The sequence below is a fragment of the Ewingella sp. C233 genome (assembly GCF_055407225.1).
Map to the genome: position 1 here is coordinate 75,725 of NZ_JBUZRI010000006.1, position 20,167 is coordinate 95,891.

General features: G+C 53.9%; 20 protein-coding genes. 18 read left to right on the forward strand and 2 right to left on the reverse strand.

Features of this window, described 5'->3' with window-relative positions:
• From ftsE to ACZRKO_RS20695, 7 genes are all read left to right on the forward strand, one after another.
• Positions 1-672 carry a cell division ATP-binding protein FtsE gene (ftsE, locus tag ACZRKO_RS20665; RefSeq protein WP_463739115.1) on the forward strand — a complete coding sequence of 224 codons (672 nt, stop codon included), beginning with the start codon at positions 1-3 and terminating at the stop codon, positions 670-672.
• The gene (ftsX, locus tag ACZRKO_RS20670; protein WP_463739116.1) at positions 662-1,642 is read left to right on the forward strand and encodes a permease-like cell division protein FtsX; all 981 of its coding nucleotides are present in this window, start codon (positions 662-664) and stop codon (positions 1,640-1,642) included. The genes ftsE and ftsX overlap by 11 nt, the downstream gene beginning before the upstream one ends.
• A 377-nt stretch (positions 1,643-2,019) precedes the next feature.
• Entirely contained in the window at positions 2,020-2,877 is an 858-nt protein-coding gene (rpoH, locus tag ACZRKO_RS20675) for an RNA polymerase sigma factor RpoH (RefSeq protein WP_463739117.1), read from the forward strand.
• Positions 2,878-3,134: 257 nt separating this feature from the next.
• On the forward strand, positions 3,135-3,905 hold the full coding sequence (locus ACZRKO_RS20680; protein WP_463739118.1) for an IclR family transcriptional regulator: 771 nt from the start codon (positions 3,135-3,137) through the stop codon (positions 3,903-3,905).
• 10 nt (positions 3,906-3,915) lie between these two features.
• Positions 3,916-4,818, forward strand: coding sequence for a dihydrodipicolinate synthase family protein (locus ACZRKO_RS20685; protein ID WP_463739119.1), 903 nt, complete (start codon positions 3,916-3,918; stop codon positions 4,816-4,818).
• A gap of 17 nt (positions 4,819-4,835) precedes the next feature.
• Entirely contained in the window at positions 4,836-6,050 is a 1,215-nt protein-coding gene (gene rhmD, locus ACZRKO_RS20690) for an L-rhamnonate dehydratase (RefSeq protein WP_463739173.1), read from the forward strand.
• Between the two features lie 96 nt (positions 6,051-6,146).
• On the forward strand, positions 6,147-7,448 hold the full coding sequence (locus ACZRKO_RS20695) for an MFS transporter (RefSeq protein ID WP_463739120.1): 1,302 nt from the start codon (positions 6,147-6,149) through the stop codon (positions 7,446-7,448).
• A gap of 42 nt (positions 7,449-7,490) precedes the next feature.
• Here the strand turns inward: ACZRKO_RS20695 and panM are convergent, their stop codons facing one another.
• Complete coding sequence (gene panM, locus ACZRKO_RS20700; RefSeq protein ID WP_463739121.1) at positions 7,491-7,868, reverse strand: aspartate 1-decarboxylase autocleavage activator PanM; 378 nt, start codon at positions 7,866-7,868, stop codon at positions 7,491-7,493.
• Between the two features lie 403 nt (positions 7,869-8,271).
• Here panM and ACZRKO_RS20705 point away from each other — a divergent pair, with 403 nt between their 5' ends.
• From ACZRKO_RS20705 to ugpQ, 11 genes are all read left to right on the forward strand, one after another.
• The gene (locus ACZRKO_RS20705) at positions 8,272-9,384 is read left to right on the forward strand and encodes a branched-chain amino acid ABC transporter substrate-binding protein (protein WP_463739122.1); all 1,113 of its coding nucleotides are present in this window, start codon (positions 8,272-8,274) and stop codon (positions 9,382-9,384) included.
• 85 nt (positions 9,385-9,469) lie between these two features.
• A complete protein-coding gene (gene livH / locus ACZRKO_RS20710; RefSeq protein WP_463739123.1) occupies positions 9,470-10,396 on the forward strand; it encodes a high-affinity branched-chain amino acid ABC transporter permease LivH in 927 nt (308 codons plus the stop codon).
• Positions 10,393-11,682, forward strand: a complete 1,290-nt coding sequence (locus ACZRKO_RS20715; RefSeq protein ID WP_463739124.1) for a high-affinity branched-chain amino acid ABC transporter permease LivM — start codon at positions 10,393-10,395, stop codon at positions 11,680-11,682. The genes livH and ACZRKO_RS20715 overlap by 4 nt, the downstream gene beginning before the upstream one ends.
• Complete coding sequence (livG, locus tag ACZRKO_RS20720) at positions 11,679-12,449, forward strand: high-affinity branched-chain amino acid ABC transporter ATP-binding protein LivG (protein ID WP_463739125.1); 771 nt, start codon at positions 11,679-11,681, stop codon at positions 12,447-12,449. Before ACZRKO_RS20715 ends, livG begins: the two co-directional genes overlap by 4 nt.
• A 27-nt stretch (positions 12,450-12,476) precedes the next feature.
• Positions 12,477-13,178, forward strand: a complete 702-nt coding sequence (livF, locus tag ACZRKO_RS20725) for a high-affinity branched-chain amino acid ABC transporter ATP-binding protein LivF (protein WP_463739126.1) — start codon at positions 12,477-12,479, stop codon at positions 13,176-13,178.
• Between the two features lie 131 nt (positions 13,179-13,309).
• The gene (locus ACZRKO_RS20730; protein ID WP_463739127.1) at positions 13,310-14,497 is read left to right on the forward strand and encodes an aminotransferase-like domain-containing protein; all 1,188 of its coding nucleotides are present in this window, start codon (positions 13,310-13,312) and stop codon (positions 14,495-14,497) included.
• Between the two features lie 203 nt (positions 14,498-14,700).
• Positions 14,701-16,017 (forward strand): sn-glycerol-3-phosphate ABC transporter substrate-binding protein UgpB, encoded by a 1,317-nt coding sequence (ugpB, locus tag ACZRKO_RS20735; RefSeq protein WP_463739128.1) that lies wholly within the window; start codon positions 14,701-14,703, stop codon positions 16,015-16,017.
• Positions 16,018-16,113: 96 nt separating this feature from the next.
• The gene (ugpA, locus tag ACZRKO_RS20740; RefSeq protein ID WP_463739129.1) at positions 16,114-17,001 is read left to right on the forward strand and encodes a sn-glycerol-3-phosphate ABC transporter permease UgpA; all 888 of its coding nucleotides are present in this window, start codon (positions 16,114-16,116) and stop codon (positions 16,999-17,001) included.
• Complete coding sequence (ugpE, locus tag ACZRKO_RS20745; protein ID WP_463739130.1) at positions 16,998-17,843, forward strand: sn-glycerol-3-phosphate ABC transporter permease UgpE; 846 nt, start codon at positions 16,998-17,000, stop codon at positions 17,841-17,843. The genes ugpA and ugpE overlap by 4 nt, the downstream gene beginning before the upstream one ends.
• A 6-nt stretch (positions 17,844-17,849) precedes the next feature.
• Positions 17,850-18,923, forward strand: a complete 1,074-nt coding sequence (locus ACZRKO_RS20750; protein WP_463739131.1) for a sn-glycerol-3-phosphate import ATP-binding protein UgpC — start codon at positions 17,850-17,852, stop codon at positions 18,921-18,923.
• A 3-nt stretch (positions 18,924-18,926) separates the two neighbouring features.
• Positions 18,927-19,667, forward strand: a complete 741-nt coding sequence (gene ugpQ / locus ACZRKO_RS20755; RefSeq protein ID WP_463739132.1) for a glycerophosphodiester phosphodiesterase — start codon at positions 18,927-18,929, stop codon at positions 19,665-19,667.
• A gap of 74 nt (positions 19,668-19,741) precedes the next feature.
• Here ugpQ and ACZRKO_RS20760 read toward each other — a convergent pair whose 3' ends face one another.
• On the reverse strand, positions 19,742-20,056 hold the full coding sequence (locus ACZRKO_RS20760) for a DUF2756 domain-containing protein (RefSeq protein WP_463739133.1): 315 nt from the start codon (positions 20,054-20,056) through the stop codon (positions 19,742-19,744).
• Between the last annotated feature and the right edge of the window lie 111 nt (positions 20,057-20,167).

Below are 20,167 nucleotides of genomic sequence, written 5' to 3' on the forward strand. Positions count from 1 at the left end.
ATGATTCGCTTTGAACAGGTCAGTAAAGCTTATCTAGGCGGGCGACAGGCGCTTCAGGGCGTCGATTTTCACATCCAGCAGGCTGAGATGGCCTTTCTGACCGGTCACTCCGGTGCGGGTAAAAGTACCCTGCTGAAACTGATATGCGGAATTGAACGCCCGAGCGCCGGACACATTTTGTTCGGCGGCCATGACATCAGCCGTCTGAAAGCGCGCGAAGTACCGTTTTTGCGCCGTCAGATTGGCATGATTTTCCAGGACCACCACCTGTTGCTGGACCGCACCGTGTATGACAACGTGGCGATGCCGCTGATTATCGCGGGTGCCAGCAGTGAAGATATCCGCCGCCGGGTTTCTGCGGCGCTGGATAAAGTAGGCCTGCTCGATAAAGCTAAAAACTTTCCGATCCAGCTCTCCGGCGGTGAACAGCAGCGCGTGGGTATTGCCCGTGCGGTGGTGAACAAACCGGCCGTTCTGCTGGCTGATGAACCGACCGGTAACCTTGACGACGCGCTGTCAGAAGGCATTTTGCGCCTGTTTGAAGAATTCAACCGCGTCGGCGTCACCGTATTAATGGCAACCCATGACATGGCACTGATCGCCCGTCGTAATTACCGTACGCTGACCTTGAGTCAGGGTCGCATGGTGGGAGGCGCGCATCATGGCCAATAGCCCGAACCCGGCCAAAACAGCCAAAAGCGCCCGCGCGGCCAAAAGTAAAGCGCTACAGGGTGGATGGCGTGAACAGTGGCGCTATGCGTGGATGAATGCTCTGGCAGATATGATGCGCCAGCCGCTGGCGACGCTGCTCACCGTGATGGTGATCGCGATCTCCCTCACGCTGCCAAGCGTCTGTTATCTGGTGTGGAAAAACGTCAGCACCGCTGCCGAACAGTGGTATCCGACACCGCAGCTGACGGTATATCTCGATAAGGCGCTGGACGACAACGCCGCTGAAAATGTCATTAAGTCATTGAAAGCGGAAGCCGGTGTCGAAAAGGTGAATTATCTGTCGCGTGACGAAGCCATGGGCGAGTTCCGTAACTGGTCAGGTTTTGGCGGTGCGATGGACATGCTGGAGCAGAACCCGCTGCCTGCCGTGGCTATCATCACGCCGAAAATGAATTTCCAGGACTCCACGACGCTCAACACCCTGCGTGACCGGGTTGCTGCGGTTCAGGGGGTTGACGAAGTTCGCATGGATGACAGTTGGTTTGCACGGCTGGCGGCGCTTACCGGACTGGTCGGGCAGGTGGCGGCGATGATCGGTGTGCTGATGATCGTCGCGGTCTTCCTGGTGATCGGTAACAGCGTGCGTCTGAGCATCTTCAGCCGTCGCGACACCATTAACGTCATGAAGCTGATTGGTGCGACCGATGGCTTTATTCTGCGTCCGTTCCTCAATGGCGGCGCGATGCTTGGCTTCTGTGGTGCCTTGCTGTCACTGATCCTTTCCGAAGCGCTGGTGTTGCGTCTGGAGAGCGTGGTGACGCAAGTGGCGAAAGTCTTCGGTACGACGTTTGATCTGCACGGTCTGGCGTGGGACGAAAGCCTGCTGCTGCTGCTGATTTCCGCGATGATTGGCTGGATTGCCGCCTGGCTGGCAACGGTACAACATTTACGGCGATTTACACCACAATAGCGATTCTTTGATATACTCTTCCCCTGCTGTACAGGATCTTGTGCACAGGGGGAGAGCAAGATGGGTTGCTCTATCACGTCGTCTTACATCTCTTCTTCCCCGAAAGCACAAATTCCCTATCCGATAGCCTGACCGTCACATAAAGTCGCTAGGCTCTTGCATTGAATAATGAACTTTATGTAAAATTCGCGGTCGAAAAAACGGCAAAAGTATGAGTCGGTACGCCGAAGCATTGGGCAGAAAAGAATTCAGTAATAAAGCAGTAAACGATGAAGGGCTCTGCGTTGTTTTGTTAGTACGCCACTAAGGTGAAGCGGTATTCACTCCGCAGCAACGCAGTATAAAACCTGCATGACGTCATACATGAGAGGCTTTGAATGACCAAAGAAATGCAAACTTTAGCTTTAGTACCCCAAGGTAGTCTGGAAGCCTACATTCGGGCAGCCAATACTTATCCTATGCTCACCGCAGAGGAAGAAAGGGCGCTGGCTGAACGGCTGCATTACGACGGTGACCTGGAGGCAGCGAAACATCTGATCCTGTCTCACCTGCGCTTTGTTGCACACATTGCCCGTAACTATTCTGGCTATGGTCTGCCACAGGCTGACCTTATCCAGGAAGGCAACATCGGCCTGATGAAAGCGGTACGCCGCTTCAATCCGGAAGTCGGTGTGCGTCTGGTCTCCTTTGCGGTGCATTGGATCAAAGCGGAAATTCACGAATACGTGCTGCGTAACTGGCGCATCGTGAAAGTCGCGACCACCAAAGCGCAACGCAAGTTGTTCTTCAACCTGCGTAAAAACAAACAGCGTCTGGGTTGGTTCAGCCACGCCGAAGTCGAGCACGTTGCCCGTGAGCTGGGTGTCACCAGCAAAGACGTTCTGGAGATGGAATCACGCATGGCCGCACAGGACATGACGTTTGACCCAACCCCGGACGACGAGCCACGCGACGGTGCTGCGATGGCGCCAATGCTTTACCTGCAGGATAAGAGTTCTGACTTTGCAGAGAGCATTGAAGAAGACAACTGGGACAAAGACGCGACTGACAAGCTGAGTTATGCGATGGAAGGCCTGGACGAACGTAGCCAGGACATCATCCGCGCCCGCTGGCTGGACGATGACAACAAGTCCACCTTGCAGGAGCTGGCCGACAAGTACGGTGTCTCTGCAGAACGTGTCCGCCAGCTTGAGAAAAACGCCATGAAGAAACTGCGTCTGGCGATTGAAGCCTGATAATACGGGGTTCTCAAAGTAAAAAAGCGACCTTTAGGGTCGCTTTTTTTATGCCTGAAATTCCCTACTGAACGCCAGTATTCATTCCAGAATGCCGGAATTAGTCTGATTTTTTTCCCTTCTAAATCATCTAGTTATTCCAGTATGTTGGAATATTCAACTTTATAGAGAACTCAATCACAGAGGCTCACAAGCGTTCTGTTACCTGCTCATTTTTGCCTCTATAACTTGTCCATCTCAACAGAATGGATTCTAGCATGATGGAATTAACCGCTAAATCAAAAGTCCCGGCATTGACGCGCGCTGTCGCCATTCTCGACATTATTTCCCGGCTGGGACAGTGCAACGCCAATCAGCTGGTCTGTGAACTGGGGATGCCCAAAAGCACCGTGTATGTGTTGCTTGAGGAACTGAAAAATCAGCGTTTAGTTACCCAGTCAAACTCAGGTAACTATCGCCTCGGGCTCAGATTGCTTGAGCTGGGCAGTCAGGTTTCCCGCCAGCTCGATTTACGCAATGTCGCACTCCCGCATCTGAAAGCGCTGATGCACGACACCGGGCTGCTCTGCCATCTCGGTGTGTTGGATGGGGATACGCCGATTTATCTGATCAAAGTCGAAAGCCAGTCGAATATTCAGGTTCGTACCTGGGAAGGAAAACGTTTATCGCTTTGCCGTTCTTCGCTGGGCAAATGTCTGCTGACCTGGTGCGACCGGGAACGTCAGGACGCGCTGATTGCCGCACTGGAATTCAGTCCTGTATTGCCCAATTCGCTGACCAGCGCTCAGCAGCTACACACGGCGTTATACCAAATCCATCAGCGCGGATGGGCCTTCGATGATGAAGAGGATGTGGCGAATATCCGCTGTATCAGCGCGCCCGTGTTCAATGCGGCGCATTGCGTAACGGCAGCGATTTCCGTCGTGGGCACCACCTTGCATGTCATGCCAGAAAATATCGATGCACTGGCTGGCAAGGTAAAAAAAACCGCCTGGGAAATCTCCAGGGATCTGGGCTACAAAGCATAAGGAATCAATGATGTTACGACCTTCAGGAGTCATCAGTGCCATGTTAACCCCCTGGAAAGCAGGGAAGCCGGACATGGATATGTTGCGCAAAATTGCCGATTTTCAGATAGCGGGTGGCCTGAGTGCTTTATTCCCGGTGAGTTCGGTGGGCGAAGCCGGTTACATGGACGTTGAGCAAAAGCGCACCGTTGTGGCCACGGTGGTTGAACAGACTGCCGGACGCGTACCGGTGTGGGCGGGGATCCCGGCGACTACGCCGGATGAAAGTATCGCACTGGCACATGCGGCAGAACGTGCCGGAGCCAGTGGGGTTGTCCTGATGCCACCTTCGTTTTATCACTACGATGCTGCGACACTGACCGCTGTTTTCCGGCAGGTTGCCAGCGCGGTGAACCTGCCGTTATGCCTGTATAACATCCCGTTTTTTGCCGATCCGTTAAGTGCCGAAAGTGTCGCTGAACTGGCAGGCCATCCGAATATTGTGGGGATAAAAGATTCCAGCGGCGACGCGGTGGGCATGATGAAAATGCTGGCCTGTTGCCCGCAGGCAGATGCAGATTTTGCCGTGATGACGGGGCGGGAAGAATTTTTCTTCTCCGCATTATGCGCCGGAGCCACCGGCAGCGTGACAGCGACCGCAGGCGTTTTGCCGGAAGTGATGCGTAAAATTTATGATCTCTTCAGCGAAGGGAAAATGGAACAAGCAAAGGCTTTGCAATTTGCTGCATTACCGGTGATGTCGATGATGGCGTCATTGCCTTTTCCGCTGGGATATAAACTCGGCATGTCATTACGCGGCTTCCCGTTGGGCGAAAATAAAATTCCGCTTTCAAAGGATATTAAGCAAAAGATAGATAATTTTAGTTTTTCCCTGAGTCAAGAAATAACCTCTCTACTTACCCTGATAAAATAAACGGAGTTTATATTATGATGGAATCAAGATTATTACCTAAGATTAAAGAGATCCGTGCATATTTTATGGGCGGCGCGACAGCAGAAAAAGGCAGTGGCGGTGCGGATTATCATGACCAGCCGGAAAAACACTGGATCGACGATAAAGTATGTACGCCGATGAGTAAATATAAAGAATATGAACAATCCCGTCAGTCATTCGGTATTAATGTATTAGGGACGTTGGTGGTTGAAATAGAAGCAGATAACGGCGTCACCGGTTTTGCGGTATCAACGGCGGGTGAGATGGGCTGCTTTATTGTCGAAAAACATCTCAACCGCTTTATTGAAGGGCGCTGTGTCTCGGAAATTAAACTGATCCACGATCAGATGATGCGTTCCACCATGTTCTATGCGGGCAGCGGCGGCCTGGTGATGAACACGATATCCTGTGTCGATCTGGCGCTGTGGGATCTGTTCGGTAAATGTGCACAACTGCCGGTATATAAACTGCTTGGCGGCGCGGTGCGCGACGAAATCCAGTTCTACGCTACTGGTTCACGTCCGGATCTGGCAAAAGAAATGGGCTTTATTGGCGGTAAAATGGTCACGCATTTTGGTCCGCATGATGGTGACCACGGCGTACGCGAAACGGCCGCTATGGTCGCGGATATGCGCGAGAAATGTGGCCCGGATTTCTGGCTGATGCTTGACTGCTGGATGTCGATGGACGTCAATTTCGCCACCAAAGTAGCGCATGCCTGTGCCCCGTATAATCTAAAATGGATTGAGGAATGCCTGCCGCCGCAACAGTATGACGGCTACCGCGAAATCAAACGCAATGCGCCTGCCGGGATGATGGTGACAACCGGTGAACACCACGGGACACTGGAGTCTTTCCAGACCCTGTCAGAAACTGGTGTTGACATCATGCAGCCTGACGTGGGCTGGTGTGGCGGGCTCACCACACTGCTGGAAATCGCCGCCATCGCCAAGGCGAAAGGGCAGTTAGTGGTGCCGCACGGTTCCTCTGTGTATTCGCATCATGCGGTGATTACCTTCACCAATACGCCATTCAGCGAGTTCCTGATGACTGCACCTAACGCGGACCACACCCGCGCACAGTTTGCGCCAATCCTGCTCGATGAGCCGGTGCCGGTGAACGGACGTATTCATAAATCGGTACTGGATAAACCCGGATTTGGGGTGGAATTAAATCCTGAGTGCAAATTAACCCGTCCTTATCAGCATTAATTTCGCAACAGACTATTTATCCGAACGCTTACTTTGGCCTGTTATTTATATTCTTTGTTTAACTAATAACAGGCCGATCATAAATAGGTTCATATTATGACGATGATATTAAATAAAGCCGTTGAGAAAACCCGCTGGCGTCTTATTCCTTTTATGCTTTCGTTATATATATTGGCTTTTCTGGATCGGGCGAATATTGGTTTTGCGAAAGAGTCTTACCAGATTGATACCGGATTAAGTAATGAAGCTTTTGCGATGGGGGCAGGAATATTTTTTGTCGCTTATGCCTTTCTCGGGGCTCCGGGAAATTTATTAATGAAAAAGTTCGGTGCCAAACAGTGGATTGGGTGTACCACGCTGGTCTGGGGCATTCTCTCTTCTGCGATGGCCTTTGCCGACACGGAATTCAAATTCCTGCTGGTACGTTTTTTACTCGGTGCTGCCGAGGCAGGATTCTTCCCCGGCATGATTTACCTGACATCCCTGTGGTTCCCGGCCAAAAACCGGGCGTCAGTAATGGGATTATTTTATATGGGCGTTCCGTTGGCGCTGACTTTTGGCAGTCCGCTTTCCGGTGCGTTGCTGGAGATGCACGGTTTTTCCGGTCATCCGGGCTGGTTCTGGATGTTTATGATTGAAGGGGCGCTGGCGGTGATTGCCGGTGTCTGGACGTTCTGGTATCTCGACAATGGCCCGGCGACGGCGCGTTTCTTATCTGCGGAACAAAAACAGGCGCTGATTGGTGAACTGGCGAAAGAAGAGAAACTAAAACAAAATTCACGGCTGCGTGATGCCTTCAGTATTCCTGCGGTCTGGCACCTCGGGCTGGTTTACCTGATTATTCAAATTGGCGTTTATGGGCTGATTTTCTTCCTGCCGACGCAGGTCGCCAGTTTGCTGGGCACAAAAGTGGGTTTCAGTGCCTCACTGATCGCGTCTGTTCCCTGGGTGGCGGCGATGTTTGGTACCTTCTTTATTCCGCGCTATGCCGATAAAACCGGCCACCTACGCTCGATAGCCGGGGTGACTTTACTGGCGGCGGGGTTGGGGATTGGGGGCTCGGCTTTGGTTGCCAGTCCGGCGCTTGCGATAGGTGCGTTGTGTTTTGCAGCTGTTGGGTTTATCGCCGTACAACCGGTGTTCTGGACCATTCCGACCACGTTGCTCAGCGGTAGCGCGCTGGCGGCCGGGATCGGTTTCATCAATATGTTCGGCGCGATTGGCGGATTCCTGGCACCACAAATCCGTGTGGCCGCAGATAATCTGTTCTCGAATAATATTGCTGGATTGCTCGCACTTTGCGGTATCACGCTGTTTGGCGTGGTCGCGATAGCGCTTCTCAGGGCAAAGTCTGAAACCCCTCAGTTGCCGGAGAGCAGCCTGAAAATCAGCCAGTAACAGGGAAAATCAGGCGACCTAGGGACTGGTCGCCTTTAGCACTTATTTGCGCCAGACTCCCTTTTCATTGCGAAATCCGCACGCCTGCATAAACGCATCCAGCACGGGTTCCGGTTCCGCCTTCATCGTCCAGCTTTTCACCTGCGGCAGTTGTGCCTGCAAATCTTCCATCAGATATAATCCGACACCGCGACGGCGCGTCACTTCGCGCACCAGCAGATCGCTGAGTTCACCCCGATTGCCATCGAGCCTAATTTTTACTGCGCCCAGAATGCGTTCATTAAACACCGCGGCAAACAGCGCGCAGTCATTTCGCAGGCTGGCTTGCCAGTCGCTTTCGGTTTGCTTCGGCCAGATTTTTGCCAGGTCGATGAGATCCTGCGCGCTGAGTGATGCCAGTTTTTGGATAGTTAATTTCATGATGCGGAAGGTCAGAAAAAGGAGGCGTTTAGTGTAGCGGATCGTTCTGCCGAACGGGCGTAACTTTTTTTGTACAGTAACAGGTCGAAAAGTTTTTTGGCGATCTCTGCATAAGCGATAAATGTTGGCTTTAATCAATAAAGCCAGTGTTAACGACTGGTTGTTTAAATCCTCGCCGCCTTTTCACCCAAATAAAATTCTGTTTACACCTCTTGTTTCTGATTGACTCATTTGATTTGCAGCAGAAAATTCCTGTTTAATGATATGAATTATAAAGTCTTATTCTGAAATAAGACAAAATAAGCCGGTAACTCGTTATTACTTATAACAAATTTCTTAAGTGATGATGTTTTGAACAGGCACAAAAAAAGCAAACCACAACACACATCAACGGGGTAATTGGATGAAAGTAACTAAGGGTAAGATCTGGCTGGCAGGGTGTATCGCATTGGCAATGGGCCACGCAGCAGTTGCAAAAGATATTAAAGTGGCCATCGTCGGTGCAATGTCAGGCCCGGTCGCACAGTATGGCGACATGGAGTTCACCGGTGCCAAACAGGCTATCGCTGACATCAACGCCAAAGGCGGCATCAAAGGCGACAAACTGGTTGGCGTTGAATATGACGATGCCTGTGACCCGAAGCAGGCGGTTGCGGTAGCCAACAAAGTCATTAACGACGGTATCCGTTATGTTATCGGTCACCTGTGTTCCTCTTCCACTCAGCCTGCGTCTGACATCTATGAAGATGAAGGCGTGCTGATGATCACCCCTGCGGCCACCAACGCAGATCTGACCACCCGCGGTTACAAGCTGGTCATGCGTACCACCGGTCTGGACTCCGACCAGGGCCCGACCGCTGCCAAATACATCCTCGATACCATCAAACCAAAACGCATTGCCGTGGTGCATGACAAACAGCAATACGGTGAAGGTCTGGCGCGCTCGGTGCAGGACAGCCTGAAGAAGAACGGCGGCAACGTGGTGCTGTTTGAAGGTATCACTGCGGGCGACAAAGATTTCTCTACTCTGGTGGCGCGTCTGAAGAAAGAGAACGTGGACTTCGTGTACTTCGGCGGTTACTACCCGGAAATGGGCCAGATCCTGCGTCAGTCTAAACAGGCCGGTCTGAATGCTAAATTTATGGGCCCTGAAGGCGTGGGCAACTCTTCACTGTCGAACATCGCCGGTGACGCGTCCGAAGGCATGCTGGTCACCCTGCCAAAACGCTATGACCAGGTTCCGGCTAACCAGCCCATCGTTGATGCGCTGAAAGCCAAGAAACTGGACCCAACAGGGCCATTCGTCTGGACCACCTACGCCGCTTTGCAAGCGCTGACCACCGGTATGGAACGCAGCGGCAGCATGGAGCCGGCCGATATTGCTAAGAATCTGAAATCTGCACCAGTGAACACCGTAATGGGGCCGCTGAGCTGGGATGAGAAGGGCGATCTGAAAGGCTTCGAATTCGGTATCTTCGAGTGGCATAAAGACGGCACTTCAACCCCTATAAAGTGAGTTTTTCAGCCTCAATTTCTCCCCCTGCCAAGGGGGAGTTTAATGCAGCACCGTATTCAACCCCCTTGATGTAAAAGGATAGGGTATGTCAGAGCAGTTCTTATATTTCCTTCAGCAGATGTTCAACGGCGTGACGCTGGGCAGCACCTATGCGCTGATTGCCATCGGCTACACCATGGTTTACGGCATTATCGGCATGATCAACTTCGCCCATGGCGAGGTGTATATGATCGGCAGCTATGTCTCCTTTATTGTGATTGCCGCTCTGATGATGATGGGTATCGATGCCAGCTGGTTGCTTATCGGTGCCGGATTCATCGCCGCGATTGTCATTTCCAGTGCCTACGGCTGGAGCATTGAGCGCGTGGCGTACAAGCCGGTGCGCAATTCCAAGCGCCTGATTGCGCTGATCTCCGCCATCGGGATGTCGATATTCCTGCAAAACTACGTCAGCCTGACGCAGGGCTCGCGCGATTTAGCGCTGCCAAGCCTGGTCACTGGCCAGTGGACGCTCGGCGTGGCCAACGGTTTTGCCGCCACCATCTCCACCATGCAGCTGATCATCTGGGTCGTCACCTTTGTCGCCATGCTGGCGCTGACGCTGTTCATCCGATACTCCCGCATGGGCCGCGCCTGCCGCGCCTGCGCTGAAGATCTCAAAATGGCGAGCCTGTTGGGCATCAGCACAGACCGCGTGATCTCTCTGACCTTTGTCATCGGTGCTTTAATGGCCGCCGTGGCCGGCGTTCTGCTCGGCCAGTTCTATGGCGTGATTAACCCGTACATCGGCTTTATGGCGGGCATGAAAGCTTTCACCGCCGCCGTTCTTGGCGGTATCGGCAGTATTCCGGGCGCGATGATCGGCGGGTTGATTCTGGGCGTGGCCGAAGCGCTGACTTCCGCCTATCTCAGCACCGAATACAAAGACGTGGTCTCCTTCGCGCTGCTGATAGTGGTGCTGCTGGTATTGCCTACCGGGATCCTGGGCCGTCCGGAGGTTGAGAAAGTATGAAGCGCCTCAATCTGTTCAATGCGCTGCTTTCAGCCTTTGTTTTACTGGTGTTGGCCTCGTTTATCATGGGCCTGCAACTCGGCCTCGACGGCACCAAACTGGTGGTCAACGGCGCCGGTGAAGTGCGCTGGATGTGGATCGGCATCGGCTGCGCCATTGTTTTCGTCTTCCAGCTGTTCCGCCCGCTGGTCAGCAGCGGTCTGAAAAAAATCTCTGGACCGGGCTGGGTTCTGCCAAGTTTTGACGGATCCACGCCAAAACAAAAATGGCTGGCGCTGGTGCTGATTATCGCCGCCATCGCCTGGCCGTTTATTGTCTCGCGCGGCACCGTGGATATCGCCACGCTGACGCTCATCTACATCATGCTCGGCCTCGGCCTGAACGTGGTGGTCGGGCTGTCGGGGTTGCTGGTGCTGGGTTACGGCGGCTTTTATGCCATCGGCGCCTACACCTACGCGCTGCTCAACCACTATTACGGCTTGGGTTTCTGGGAAGCGCTGCCGCTGGCCGGTCTGGTGTCTGCCGCGTTTGGTTTCCTGCTCGGTTTCCCGGTGCTGCGGTTGCGGGGCGACTACCTCGCGATTGTGACCCTCGGTTTTGGCGAGATCGTGCGTATTTTGCTGCTCAACAACACCGAAATTACCGGCGGGCCGAACGGCATCAGTCAGATCCCCAAACCGACGCTGTTCGGGCTGGAGTTCAGCCGAACGCCGCGCGATGGCGGCTGGGACACCTTCAGCCACTTCTTTGGCGTTAATTACGATCCGAGCGACCGCATTATCTTCCTTTACATGGTGGCGCTGCTGTTGGTTATCGCCACGCTGTTTATCATCAACCGTCTGCTGCGGATGCCGCTTGGCCGTGCCTGGGAGGCGCTGCGTGAAGATGAAATCGCCTGCCGTTCGCTGGGTCTGAACCCGACGCGCATCAAACTGACCGCGTTCACCATCAGCGCCGCATTTGCCGGTTTCGCAGGTACGTTGTTTGCTGCGCGTCAGGGCTTTGTCAGCCCGGAATCCTTCACCTTTGTGGAGTCAGCCTTCGTGCTGGCTATCGTGGTGCTGGGCGGTATGGGCTCACAGTTTGCCGTGATTCTGGCGGCGATCCTGCTGGTGGTATCCCGTGAACTGATGCGTGATTTGAACGAATACAGCATGTTGCTGCTTGGTGCGCTGATGGTATTGATGATGATCTGGCGTCCGCAGGGTTTACTGCCGATGAAGCGTGTCCATCTCAAACTGAAGCTGTCAAAAAGACAAATCGCTGATAAAGGAGAGCAGGCATGAGCACGCAACCTCTCTTAGCCGTTGAAGGCCTGATGATGCGCTTTGGTGGTTTGCTGGCGGTGAATAATGTCGCGTTGAATCTGAATCAGGGCGAAATTGTTTCGCTGATCGGCCCGAACGGTGCCGGTAAAACCACGGTATTTAACTGCCTGACCGGTTTCTATAAGCCGAGCGGCGGCACCATCAAACTGCGCGACCAGTATCTCGAAGGTTTACCGGGGCAGAAAATTGCCCGTATGGGTGTGGTGCGCACTTTCCAGCACGTGCGCTTATTCCGGGAAATGACGGTGATTGAAAACCTGCTGGTGGCACAGCATCAGCATCTGAAAAGCGGCGTACTGGCCGGGCTTTTCAAAACACCGGGCTTTCGACGTGCCGAAGCCGATGCACTTGACCGTGCTGCCGACTGGCTGGAACGCGTCGGTTTGCTGGAACTGGCAAACCGTCAGGCGGGCAATCTGGCGTACGGCCAGCAACGTCGTCTGGAGATCGTGCGCTGCATGGTTACCCGGCCTGAAATCCTGATGCTCGACGAACCGGCTGCGGGCCTTAACCCGCGTGAAACCGAAGAGCTGAACCAGCTGATCGCCGAACTGCGTAACCAGCACAACGTATCTGTCCTGCTTATTGAGCACGACATGAAACTGGTGATGGGGATTTCCGACCGTATCTACGTGGTCAATCAGGGAACGCCGCTGGCGCAGGGTACTCCGGCAGAAATTCGTAACAATCCGGATGTGATCAGTGCCTATTTAGGCGAAAGTTAATGGGCGAAGGATAAGGGACAGAACACGATGTTGTCATTCAATCAGGTATCCGCCCATTACGGCAAAATTCAGGCGCTGCACGACGTCAGCCTGCACATTAATCAGGGTGAAATCGTCACGCTTATCGGGGCGAACGGTGCGGGAAAAACCACGCTGCTCGGCAGTTTATGTGGCGATCCGCGTGCGTCCGGCGGTTCAATTCTCTTTGAAGGTCAGGACATTACCCAGTGGCCGACGGCGAAAATCATGCGCGGCGATATCGCGATTGTGCCGGAAGGTCGCCGGGTGTTTTCCCGTATGACGGTGGAAGAGAATCTGGCAATGGGCGGTTTTTTTGCTACCCGCGACCAATATCAGGCGCGGCTGGTGAAGGTTTTTGAACTGTTTCCGCGTCTGAAAGAGCGTCGCGCTCAGCGCTCCGGCACGATGTCCGGCGGCGAACAGCAGATGCTGGCGATTGGCCGTGCGCTGATGAGCCAGCCGCGCCTGTTGCTGCTCGACGAGCCGTCGTTGGGTCTGGCACCGATCATCATCCAGCAGATTTTCGACACTATCCAGCAACTGCGCGAAGAAGGGATGACCATCTTCCTGGTCGAGCAAAACGCCAATCAGGCGCTCAAACTCGCCGACCGTGGCTATGTGTTGGAGAACGGCCGTGTGGTGCTGGAAGATACGGGTGCGGCGTTACTGGCGAATGAAGCGGTGCGCAGTGCCTATCTTGGGGCGTAAAAACCGGCGATAATCAGTCGCAGATCGCATCATTTAAAAAACCGCACGGCAGGCGCTTTGCGGTTTTTATTTTTGGTTTAAATTACTTTAATTAACATTTAATTAAATTTTACGCATCATTTGGAGCAGCAATGAATACAGAGGGTTTACTCGCCAACCGCATGGCCCGGATCAAGAGTTCGGCCATCAGGGAGTTACTGAAACAAAGCAAAATGGAAGGCGTTATTTCACTGGCGGGTGGTATTCCTTCGGCAGCGCTGTTTGATTTCGAAGGGCTGAAACTGGCTACGCAAATGGCTATCACCGAACAGCCTGAGCACGCTTTCCAGTACGGGCTTACCGAAGGCAGCCATACGCTGCGTCAGCGCATTGCCGAATTGTGCGCCGATCGCGGTGTTCTGGCTTCGGCGGAAGATATTGTCGTCACCGCCGGGTCTCAGCAGGCGCTGGATCTGGTAATGCGTGCGATAGTCAATCCAGGTGATGTAATGGTCGTGGAGAGCCCGACCTATCTGGCGGCGTTACAAACGCTGGAACTGGCTGAAGCGAAAATGATGACCGTCGGGTCGGATGCCGATGGAATGCGGGTGGACGAACTGGCTGAACTGCTGGAAACGCAAACAATCAAAGGCGTTTACCTGGTGCCGACCTTTGGCAACCCGAGCGGTGTGACACTGAGCCGCGCCCGTCGCGAGCAACTGGTGAAACTGGCGGTGAAACACCACTTCCTGATCATCGAAGATGATCCTTACGGCGAGCTGCGCTTTACCGACGAACGTCAGCCGACGCTGTATCAGTTGGCGCATGAGATGTACGAGCACGCTGACAACGTCATCTACACCTCGACCTTTTCTAAAATTCTGGCCCCCGGCCTGCGTCTGGGTTGGGTGATTATGCCCGCCTGGTTGCTGTGTAATGTGGCGATCATCAAACAGGCTGCAGACTTGCACGCCAGCGCGCTGTCGCAATCGGTGGCTGAATGTTATCTCGGTCTGAACCGCATGGCGGCGCAGGTCGAAAAAATTCGCGCCGCCTACAAGAAAAAATGTGAGGTTCTGGCACACCTGCTGGAAAGCGAACTGGGTGACGTACTGACGTTCGAATACCCGAAAGGCGGCATGTTCCTGTGGGCTAAATTCCGCGAGCCGCGCAGTTGCAGCGAATGGCTGAAAAAGACGCTGGAACAGGGTGTGGTGTTTGTTCCCGGCGAATATTTCTTTGCCGAAAATCCTGATCACTCTACCTTCCGCTTGTCCTTCGCCACGGCCACGGAAGAACAAATGCAGGAAGCCGTTGCCCGCCTGAAACGCGCGTTATAGTCCCGAAGGCGTATTGCGCCCGCAATACGCCTTGTTCTCCTCCAGTAAACGTTGCCATCTCCCCGTCACCTGCACTTCATGTTTCTGTAACCTTAATGTCATTTAACGGTTATTTTTCTGTCATTTACGCATGTCATCTTGGCTCCCGAATCAGAAAGTCTTTATCACACTGACATCACACCAGCCCTCTTCAGGAGACAAGCATGCTTAAGCACGCTGTTACAAAAACGACACTTTGCATCGCACTGGCATTCGCGTTCAGCACCCAGGCGATGGCGGTTACGGAAATTCCTTTCTGGCACTCAATGGATGGCGAATTGGGTAAAGAGGTGAATTCTCTGGCCGACCGTTTTAACCAGACCCACCCGGACGTCAAAATCGTGCCGGTATTCAAGGGTAAATATGATGAAAGCCTGGCAGCGGGCATCGCCGCGTACCGTACCGGCAAGGCTCCGGCTATTTTGCAGGTATATGAAGTCGGCACGGCGACCATGATGGCCAGCAAGGCGATTAAACCGGTTTATGAAGTGTTCGCCGATGCGGGCATCAAAGAGGACGTTTCCCAGTTCGTACCGACCGTTTCCGGTTACTACTCAGATTCTAAAGGGCGTCTGCTTTCGCAGCCGTTCAACAGCTCCACGCCGGTGTTGTACTACAACAAAGACGCTTTTAAGAAAGCCGGTCTGAACCCGGATCAGCCACCAAAAACCTGGCAGGACATGGCGGCTTACACTGAGAAGCTGCGTCAGTCAGGCGTGAAATGCGGTTACGCCAGCGGCTGGCAGGGCTGGATCCAGATTGAGAACTTCAGCGCCTGGCATGGTTTGCCAATCGCGACCAAAAACAATGGATTCGATGGCACTGACGCGGTTCTGGTGTTCAACAAACCCGAGCAGGTTAAGCACATCCAGATGCTTGAAGACATGAACAAGAAAGGTGACTTCACCTATCTTGGCCGTAAAGACGAGTCCACCGCCAAGTTCTACAACGGCGACTGCGCCATGACCACCGCCTCTTCAGGTTCACTGGCAGATATCCGCCAGTACGCCAAATTCAACTACGGCGTAGGCATGATGCCTTACGACGCTGACGTGAAGGGCGCGCCACAAAACGCCATCATCGGCGGTGCCAGCCTGTGGGTGATGAACGGCAAAGACAAAGAGACATACAAAGGCGTGGCAGAGTTCCTGCAATTCCTGACAACACCGGCGATCGCCGCAGAATGGCATCAGAAAACCGGTTATCTTCCGGTCACGACAGCCGCGTATGAGCTGACGAAACAGCAAGGTTTCTACGACAAGAATCCGGGGTCTGACGTCGCCACCCGCCAGATGATGAACAAACCACCGTTACCGTTCACCAAAGGTCTGCGTCTGGGCAACATGCCACAGATTCGTACCATCGTGGATGAAGAGCTGGAAAGTGTGTGGAGCGGTCAGAAGACAGCTCAGCAGGCTCTCGACTCCGCGGTGCAGCGCGGGAATCTTCTGCTGCGTCGCTTCGAAGCTTCTACTAAGTAAGTTGGCTCCCCCTGTTGAGGGGGAGTGCAGTTTTGCTCCCTCCTCCTTCGAAGGGGGAGGAGCCAAACCCGTCATCGCATCAATGAGTAAACCAATATGAGTTCACACCGCCCCGGTTTTGGTTGTAGCTGGCTGCCCTATGCGTTAGTGCTGCCACAACTGCTGATCACGGCAATTTTCTTTTTATGGCCCGCCGGTCAGGCGCTGTGGTATTCGGTCCAGACGCTTGATCCCTTCGGTTTATCGAGCCAGTTCGTGGGCCTGAGCAACTTCGAGCAGCTGTTCCAGGACCCGTATTACCTCGCCTCTTTCTACACCACACTGAAATTCAGCTTTCTTGTGGCCTTTATCGGCCTTGCTGTCTCCCTGTTTTTTGCCGCGCTGGTGGACCATGTAGTCCGCGCCAGCCGGCTTTATCAGACGTTGATGATTTTGCCCTACGCCGTGGCTCCTGCGGTTGCCGCCGTGCTGTGGATGTTTCTGTTCAGCCCTGGCCTCGGCCTTATCACCCATTTTCTTGGTTCGATTGGCTACAACTGGAACCATGCACAAAACAGCGGGCAGGCGATGTTCCTGGTTGTACTGGCATCGGTATGGAAACAGGTCAGCTACAACTTCCTGTTCTTCCTTGCAGCGCTGCAATCTATTCCTAAATCGCTGGTGGAAGCGGCGGCCATTGACGGTGCAGGCCCGGTACGGCGCTTCTTCAACCTTGTGCTGCCACTGATTTCACCGGTCAGTTTCTTCCTGCTGGTGGTGAATCTGGTGTACGCCTTCTTCGACACCTTCCCGGTGATCGATGCCGCGACTGGCGGCGGTCCGGTACAGGCTACCACCACACTGATTTATAAAGTGTACCGCGAAGGTTTCGCCGGTCTGGATCTCTCCAGCTCCGCCGCGCAGTCGGTGGTATTGATGATGCTGGTGTGCGGCCTGACGTTTATTCAGTTCCGTTTCGTCGAACGTAAGGTGCGTTACCAATGATTGAGAACCGCAGAGGGCTGGATATTTTCAGCCACATTATGCTGATCCTTGGCGTGCTGGTGATCCTGTTTCCGTTGTACGTCGCATTTGTCGCTGCCACGCTGGATAACAAACAGATCTATGAAGTGCCGATGAGCCTGATCCCCGGTACCCACCTGTGGGAGAACATTCGCGCCATCTGGTCACAGGGCGTAGGCGACAACAGCCCGGCGTTTGGCCGCATGCTGATCAACAGTTTTATCATGGCGATGGTGATCACTATCGGGAAGATTTCGGTGTCGATGCTCTCTGCATACGCCATCGTCTATTTCCGTTTTCCGCTGCGTAACCTGTTTTTCTGGCTGATTTTCCTCACCCTGATGCTGCCGGTCGAAGTCCGTATTTTCCCGACTATTCAGGTGATCGCTAATCTGAATATGCTCGACAGCTACACCGGCCTGACGCTGCCGCTGATGGCGTCGGCGACGGCGACGTTCCTGTTCCGCCAGTTCTTTATGACGTTGCCGGATGAATTGCTGGAAGCGGCACGCATCGACGGCGCGGGCCCTATGCGCTTTTTCTGGGACATCGTGCTGCCGCTGTCGAAAACTAATCTGGCGGCGCTGTTTGTCATCACCTTTATCTACGGCTGGAACCAATACCTGTGGCCGATCCTGATCACCAGCGATGCCTCAATGGGTACGGCGGTGGCCGGAATCAAAAGCATGATCTCTTCCGGCGACGGTTCTACCCAGTGGAATCAGGTAATGGCAGCGATGATTTTGACTTTATTGCCCCCGCTTGCGGTGGTGCTCCTGATGCAGCGCTGGTTTGTGCGCGGTCTGGTAGACAGTGAGAAGTAATGCGAAATGGCTAATTTAAAATTACAGGCAGTGACCAAATCCTACGACGGTAAAAATCAGATTATCCAGAGCATTGATCTGGACGTCGCAGACGGTGAATTTATAGTGATGGTTGGCCCGTCAGGCTGCGGAAAATCTACGCTGCTGCGCATGGTTGCCGGGCTGGAGCGCACATCCAGCGGCGATATTTACATTAACGATCAGCGCGTCACCGAGATGGAACCGAAAGATCGCGGTATCGCGATGGTCTTTCAGAACTACGCGCTCTATCCACACATGAGCGTGTTTGACAACATGGCCTATGGCCTGAAAATTCGCGGATTCGGCAAAGCGCAGATCCACGCGCGAGTTGAAGAAGCAGCCCGCATTTTGGAGCTTGGCCCGCTGCTCAAACGCAAACCGCGTGAGCTGTCCGGCGGCCAGCGACAGCGCGTCGCCATGGGCCGCGCGATAGTGCGCGAACCGGCTGTATTCCTGTTCGATGAACCGCTGTCGAACCTTGACGCCAAGCTGCGCGTCCAGATGCGCCTTGAACTGCAACAGCTGCACCGGCGTCTACGCACCACCAGTTTGTACGTGACGCACGATCAGGTCGAAGCCATGACATTGGCGGAGCGGGTGATCGTGATGAACAAAGGCGTCGCCGAGCAGATCGGCACACCGTCAGAAGTTTACCGCCGGCCGGCCACGCTGTTTGTCGCGAGTTTCATTGGCTCACCGGCCATGAACCTGTTACCGGGCACGCTTGCCAGCGATGGTACGTCGCTGGTGATGGAAGGCGGCTTCGAGCTGCCGCTCAGCAAACCGCGCCCGGAGTGGGGCGGGCGTGAGCTGACCGTTGGCATCCGGCCGGAGCATATTCAGCTGTCTGAAGATCGGGACACCGGCATTGGGCTTAATCTCACCACGCTGGAACTGCTCGGTGCCGATAACCTGGCGCACGGCAAATGGGCGGGCAGTGGCGTGGTGGTTCGGCTCAATCACGAAGTTTGTCCGGAGCCGGGCACACAGTTACGTTTGGTTTTGCCGACGAACGCGCTACACTTTTTCGATTCACACAGCGGATCACGAATGGAGTAAAACATGTCAGTCTGGCCTTATCCACGGATTGTGGCGCACCGCGGCGGCGGTTCGCTGGCCCCAGAAAATACCCTTGCCGCCATCGATATGGGCGCGAAATACGGCCATACCATGATTGAGTTCGACGCCAAACTGGCGCAGGACGGCGAAATTTTCCTGTTGCATGACGACACACTGAACCGCACCAGCAATGGCTGGGGTGTGGCGGGTGAGCTGAGTTGGGACAAGCTGCACGAACTCGACGCAGGCGGCTGGTATAGCGCGGCATTCAAAGGCGAGAAACTGCCGACACTGGCTCAGGTAGCTGAACGTTGCGCGCAGCACAACATGATGGCGAACATCGAAATTAAACCGACCACGGGCACTGACACGGAAACAGGTACTCAGGTGGCGCTGGTGGCCCGTGAGCTGTGGAAAGGGATGGAGGCGGCCCCGCTGCTTTCCTCGTTCGAGTTTGACGCACTGGTCGCTGCTAAAAAAGCGGCGCCGGAGCTGCCACGCGGATTACTGATGGATGCGTGGCGTGACGACTGGAAAACCCTGACCGACGAACTGGAATGCGCATCGCTGCATCTCAATCACAAAGTGCTGACCGCAGAACGGGTTAAAGAGATCAAAGACGCAGGCCTGCATATTCTGGTTTATACGGTGAATAATCCGGCGCGCGCCCGCGAATTACTGAGCTGGGGCGTGGACTGTATTTGTACCGATAAGATTGATGTGATCGGGCCGGATTTCGTCTGAGATTGGTCTCCCCTTGCAAAAATAATATACAAGGGGAGTTCAGTGAGTGAGGGAGAGGCTAAGAGCCTGCGAGGTCAGGGCGTCTGTTTCAAATTCTGCTGCAACTGCTGATTGTTCTGGTTCAACTGTTGGGTTTGCAGTCGCTGCTGATCGTTTTGAATTTGTGAACGCAGCCTGAGCTGTTGCTGCTGCTGGCTGTTATTGATTCCCTGCTGCAACTCGCGCTGTTGCATCTGTGAGTTATTCTGCTGCTGTTGCTGCATCCGTTGTTGCGAAGGGTTATTCAACAACTGCTGCGGGCGATCCGGCGGCGGGATCGTATCGGCCGAGGCGGCCTGTACGGCGAAAATCAGCGGGAAAACGGCTAAAAATCCATAAGAACGTTTCATCAGGTCATCCTCCTTTCAGTCATTCTTTCAGTCTACGCCATAGAACGAGACAGCGTCGCCTGAAGCAGCACGGAACGCTTAAAGCGTGTGTTGGCTCTCGTTTGGTTTAAA

Bases quoted from the DNA above. Each gene is read 5' to 3' on its own strand.
- ugpQ (WP_463739132.1), top strand. From the start codon at position 18,927: ATGTCAGTCTGGCCTTATCCACGGATTGTGGCGCACCGCGGCGGCGGT.
- livH (WP_463739123.1), top strand. From the start codon at position 9,470: ATGTCAGAGCAGTTCTTATATTTCCTTCAGCAGATGTTCAACGGCGTG.
- livG (WP_463739125.1), top strand. From the start codon at position 11,679: ATGAGCACGCAACCTCTCTTAGCCGTTGAAGGCCTGATGATGCGCTTT.
- ACZRKO_RS20685 (WP_463739119.1), top strand. From the start codon at position 3,916: ATGTTACGACCTTCAGGAGTCATCAGTGCCATGTTAACCCCCTGGAAA.
- ACZRKO_RS20750 (WP_463739131.1), top strand. From the start codon at position 17,850: ATGGCTAATTTAAAATTACAGGCAGTGACCAAATCCTACGACGGTAAA.
- ftsX (WP_463739116.1), top strand. From the start codon at position 662: ATGGCCAATAGCCCGAACCCGGCCAAAACAGCCAAAAGCGCCCGCGCG.
- ugpB (WP_463739128.1), top strand. From the start codon at position 14,701: ATGCTTAAGCACGCTGTTACAAAAACGACACTTTGCATCGCACTGGCA.
- rpoH (WP_463739117.1), top strand. From the start codon at position 2,020: ATGACCAAAGAAATGCAAACTTTAGCTTTAGTACCCCAAGGTAGTCTG.
- ACZRKO_RS20680 (WP_463739118.1), top strand. From the start codon at position 3,135: ATGATGGAATTAACCGCTAAATCAAAAGTCCCGGCATTGACGCGCGCT.
- rhmD (WP_463739173.1), top strand. From the start codon at position 4,836: ATGGAATCAAGATTATTACCTAAGATTAAAGAGATCCGTGCATATTTT.
- ACZRKO_RS20715 (WP_463739124.1), top strand. From the start codon at position 10,393: ATGAAGCGCCTCAATCTGTTCAATGCGCTGCTTTCAGCCTTTGTTTTA.
- ACZRKO_RS20730 (WP_463739127.1), top strand. From the start codon at position 13,310: ATGAATACAGAGGGTTTACTCGCCAACCGCATGGCCCGGATCAAGAGT.
- livF (WP_463739126.1), top strand. From the start codon at position 12,477: ATGTTGTCATTCAATCAGGTATCCGCCCATTACGGCAAAATTCAGGCG.
- ACZRKO_RS20705 (WP_463739122.1), top strand. From the start codon at position 8,272: ATGAAAGTAACTAAGGGTAAGATCTGGCTGGCAGGGTGTATCGCATTG.
- ACZRKO_RS20695 (WP_463739120.1), top strand. From the start codon at position 6,147: ATGACGATGATATTAAATAAAGCCGTTGAGAAAACCCGCTGGCGTCTT.
- ftsE (WP_463739115.1), top strand. From the start codon at position 1: ATGATTCGCTTTGAACAGGTCAGTAAAGCTTATCTAGGCGGGCGACAG.
- ugpA (WP_463739129.1), top strand. From the start codon at position 16,114: ATGAGTTCACACCGCCCCGGTTTTGGTTGTAGCTGGCTGCCCTATGCG.
- ugpE (WP_463739130.1), top strand. From the start codon at position 16,998: ATGATTGAGAACCGCAGAGGGCTGGATATTTTCAGCCACATTATGCTG.
- ACZRKO_RS20760 (WP_463739133.1), bottom strand. From the start codon at position 20,056: ATGAAACGTTCTTATGGATTTTTAGCCGTTTTCCCGCTGATTTTCGCC.
- panM (WP_463739121.1), bottom strand. From the start codon at position 7,868: ATGAAATTAACTATCCAAAAACTGGCATCACTCAGCGCGCAGGATCTC.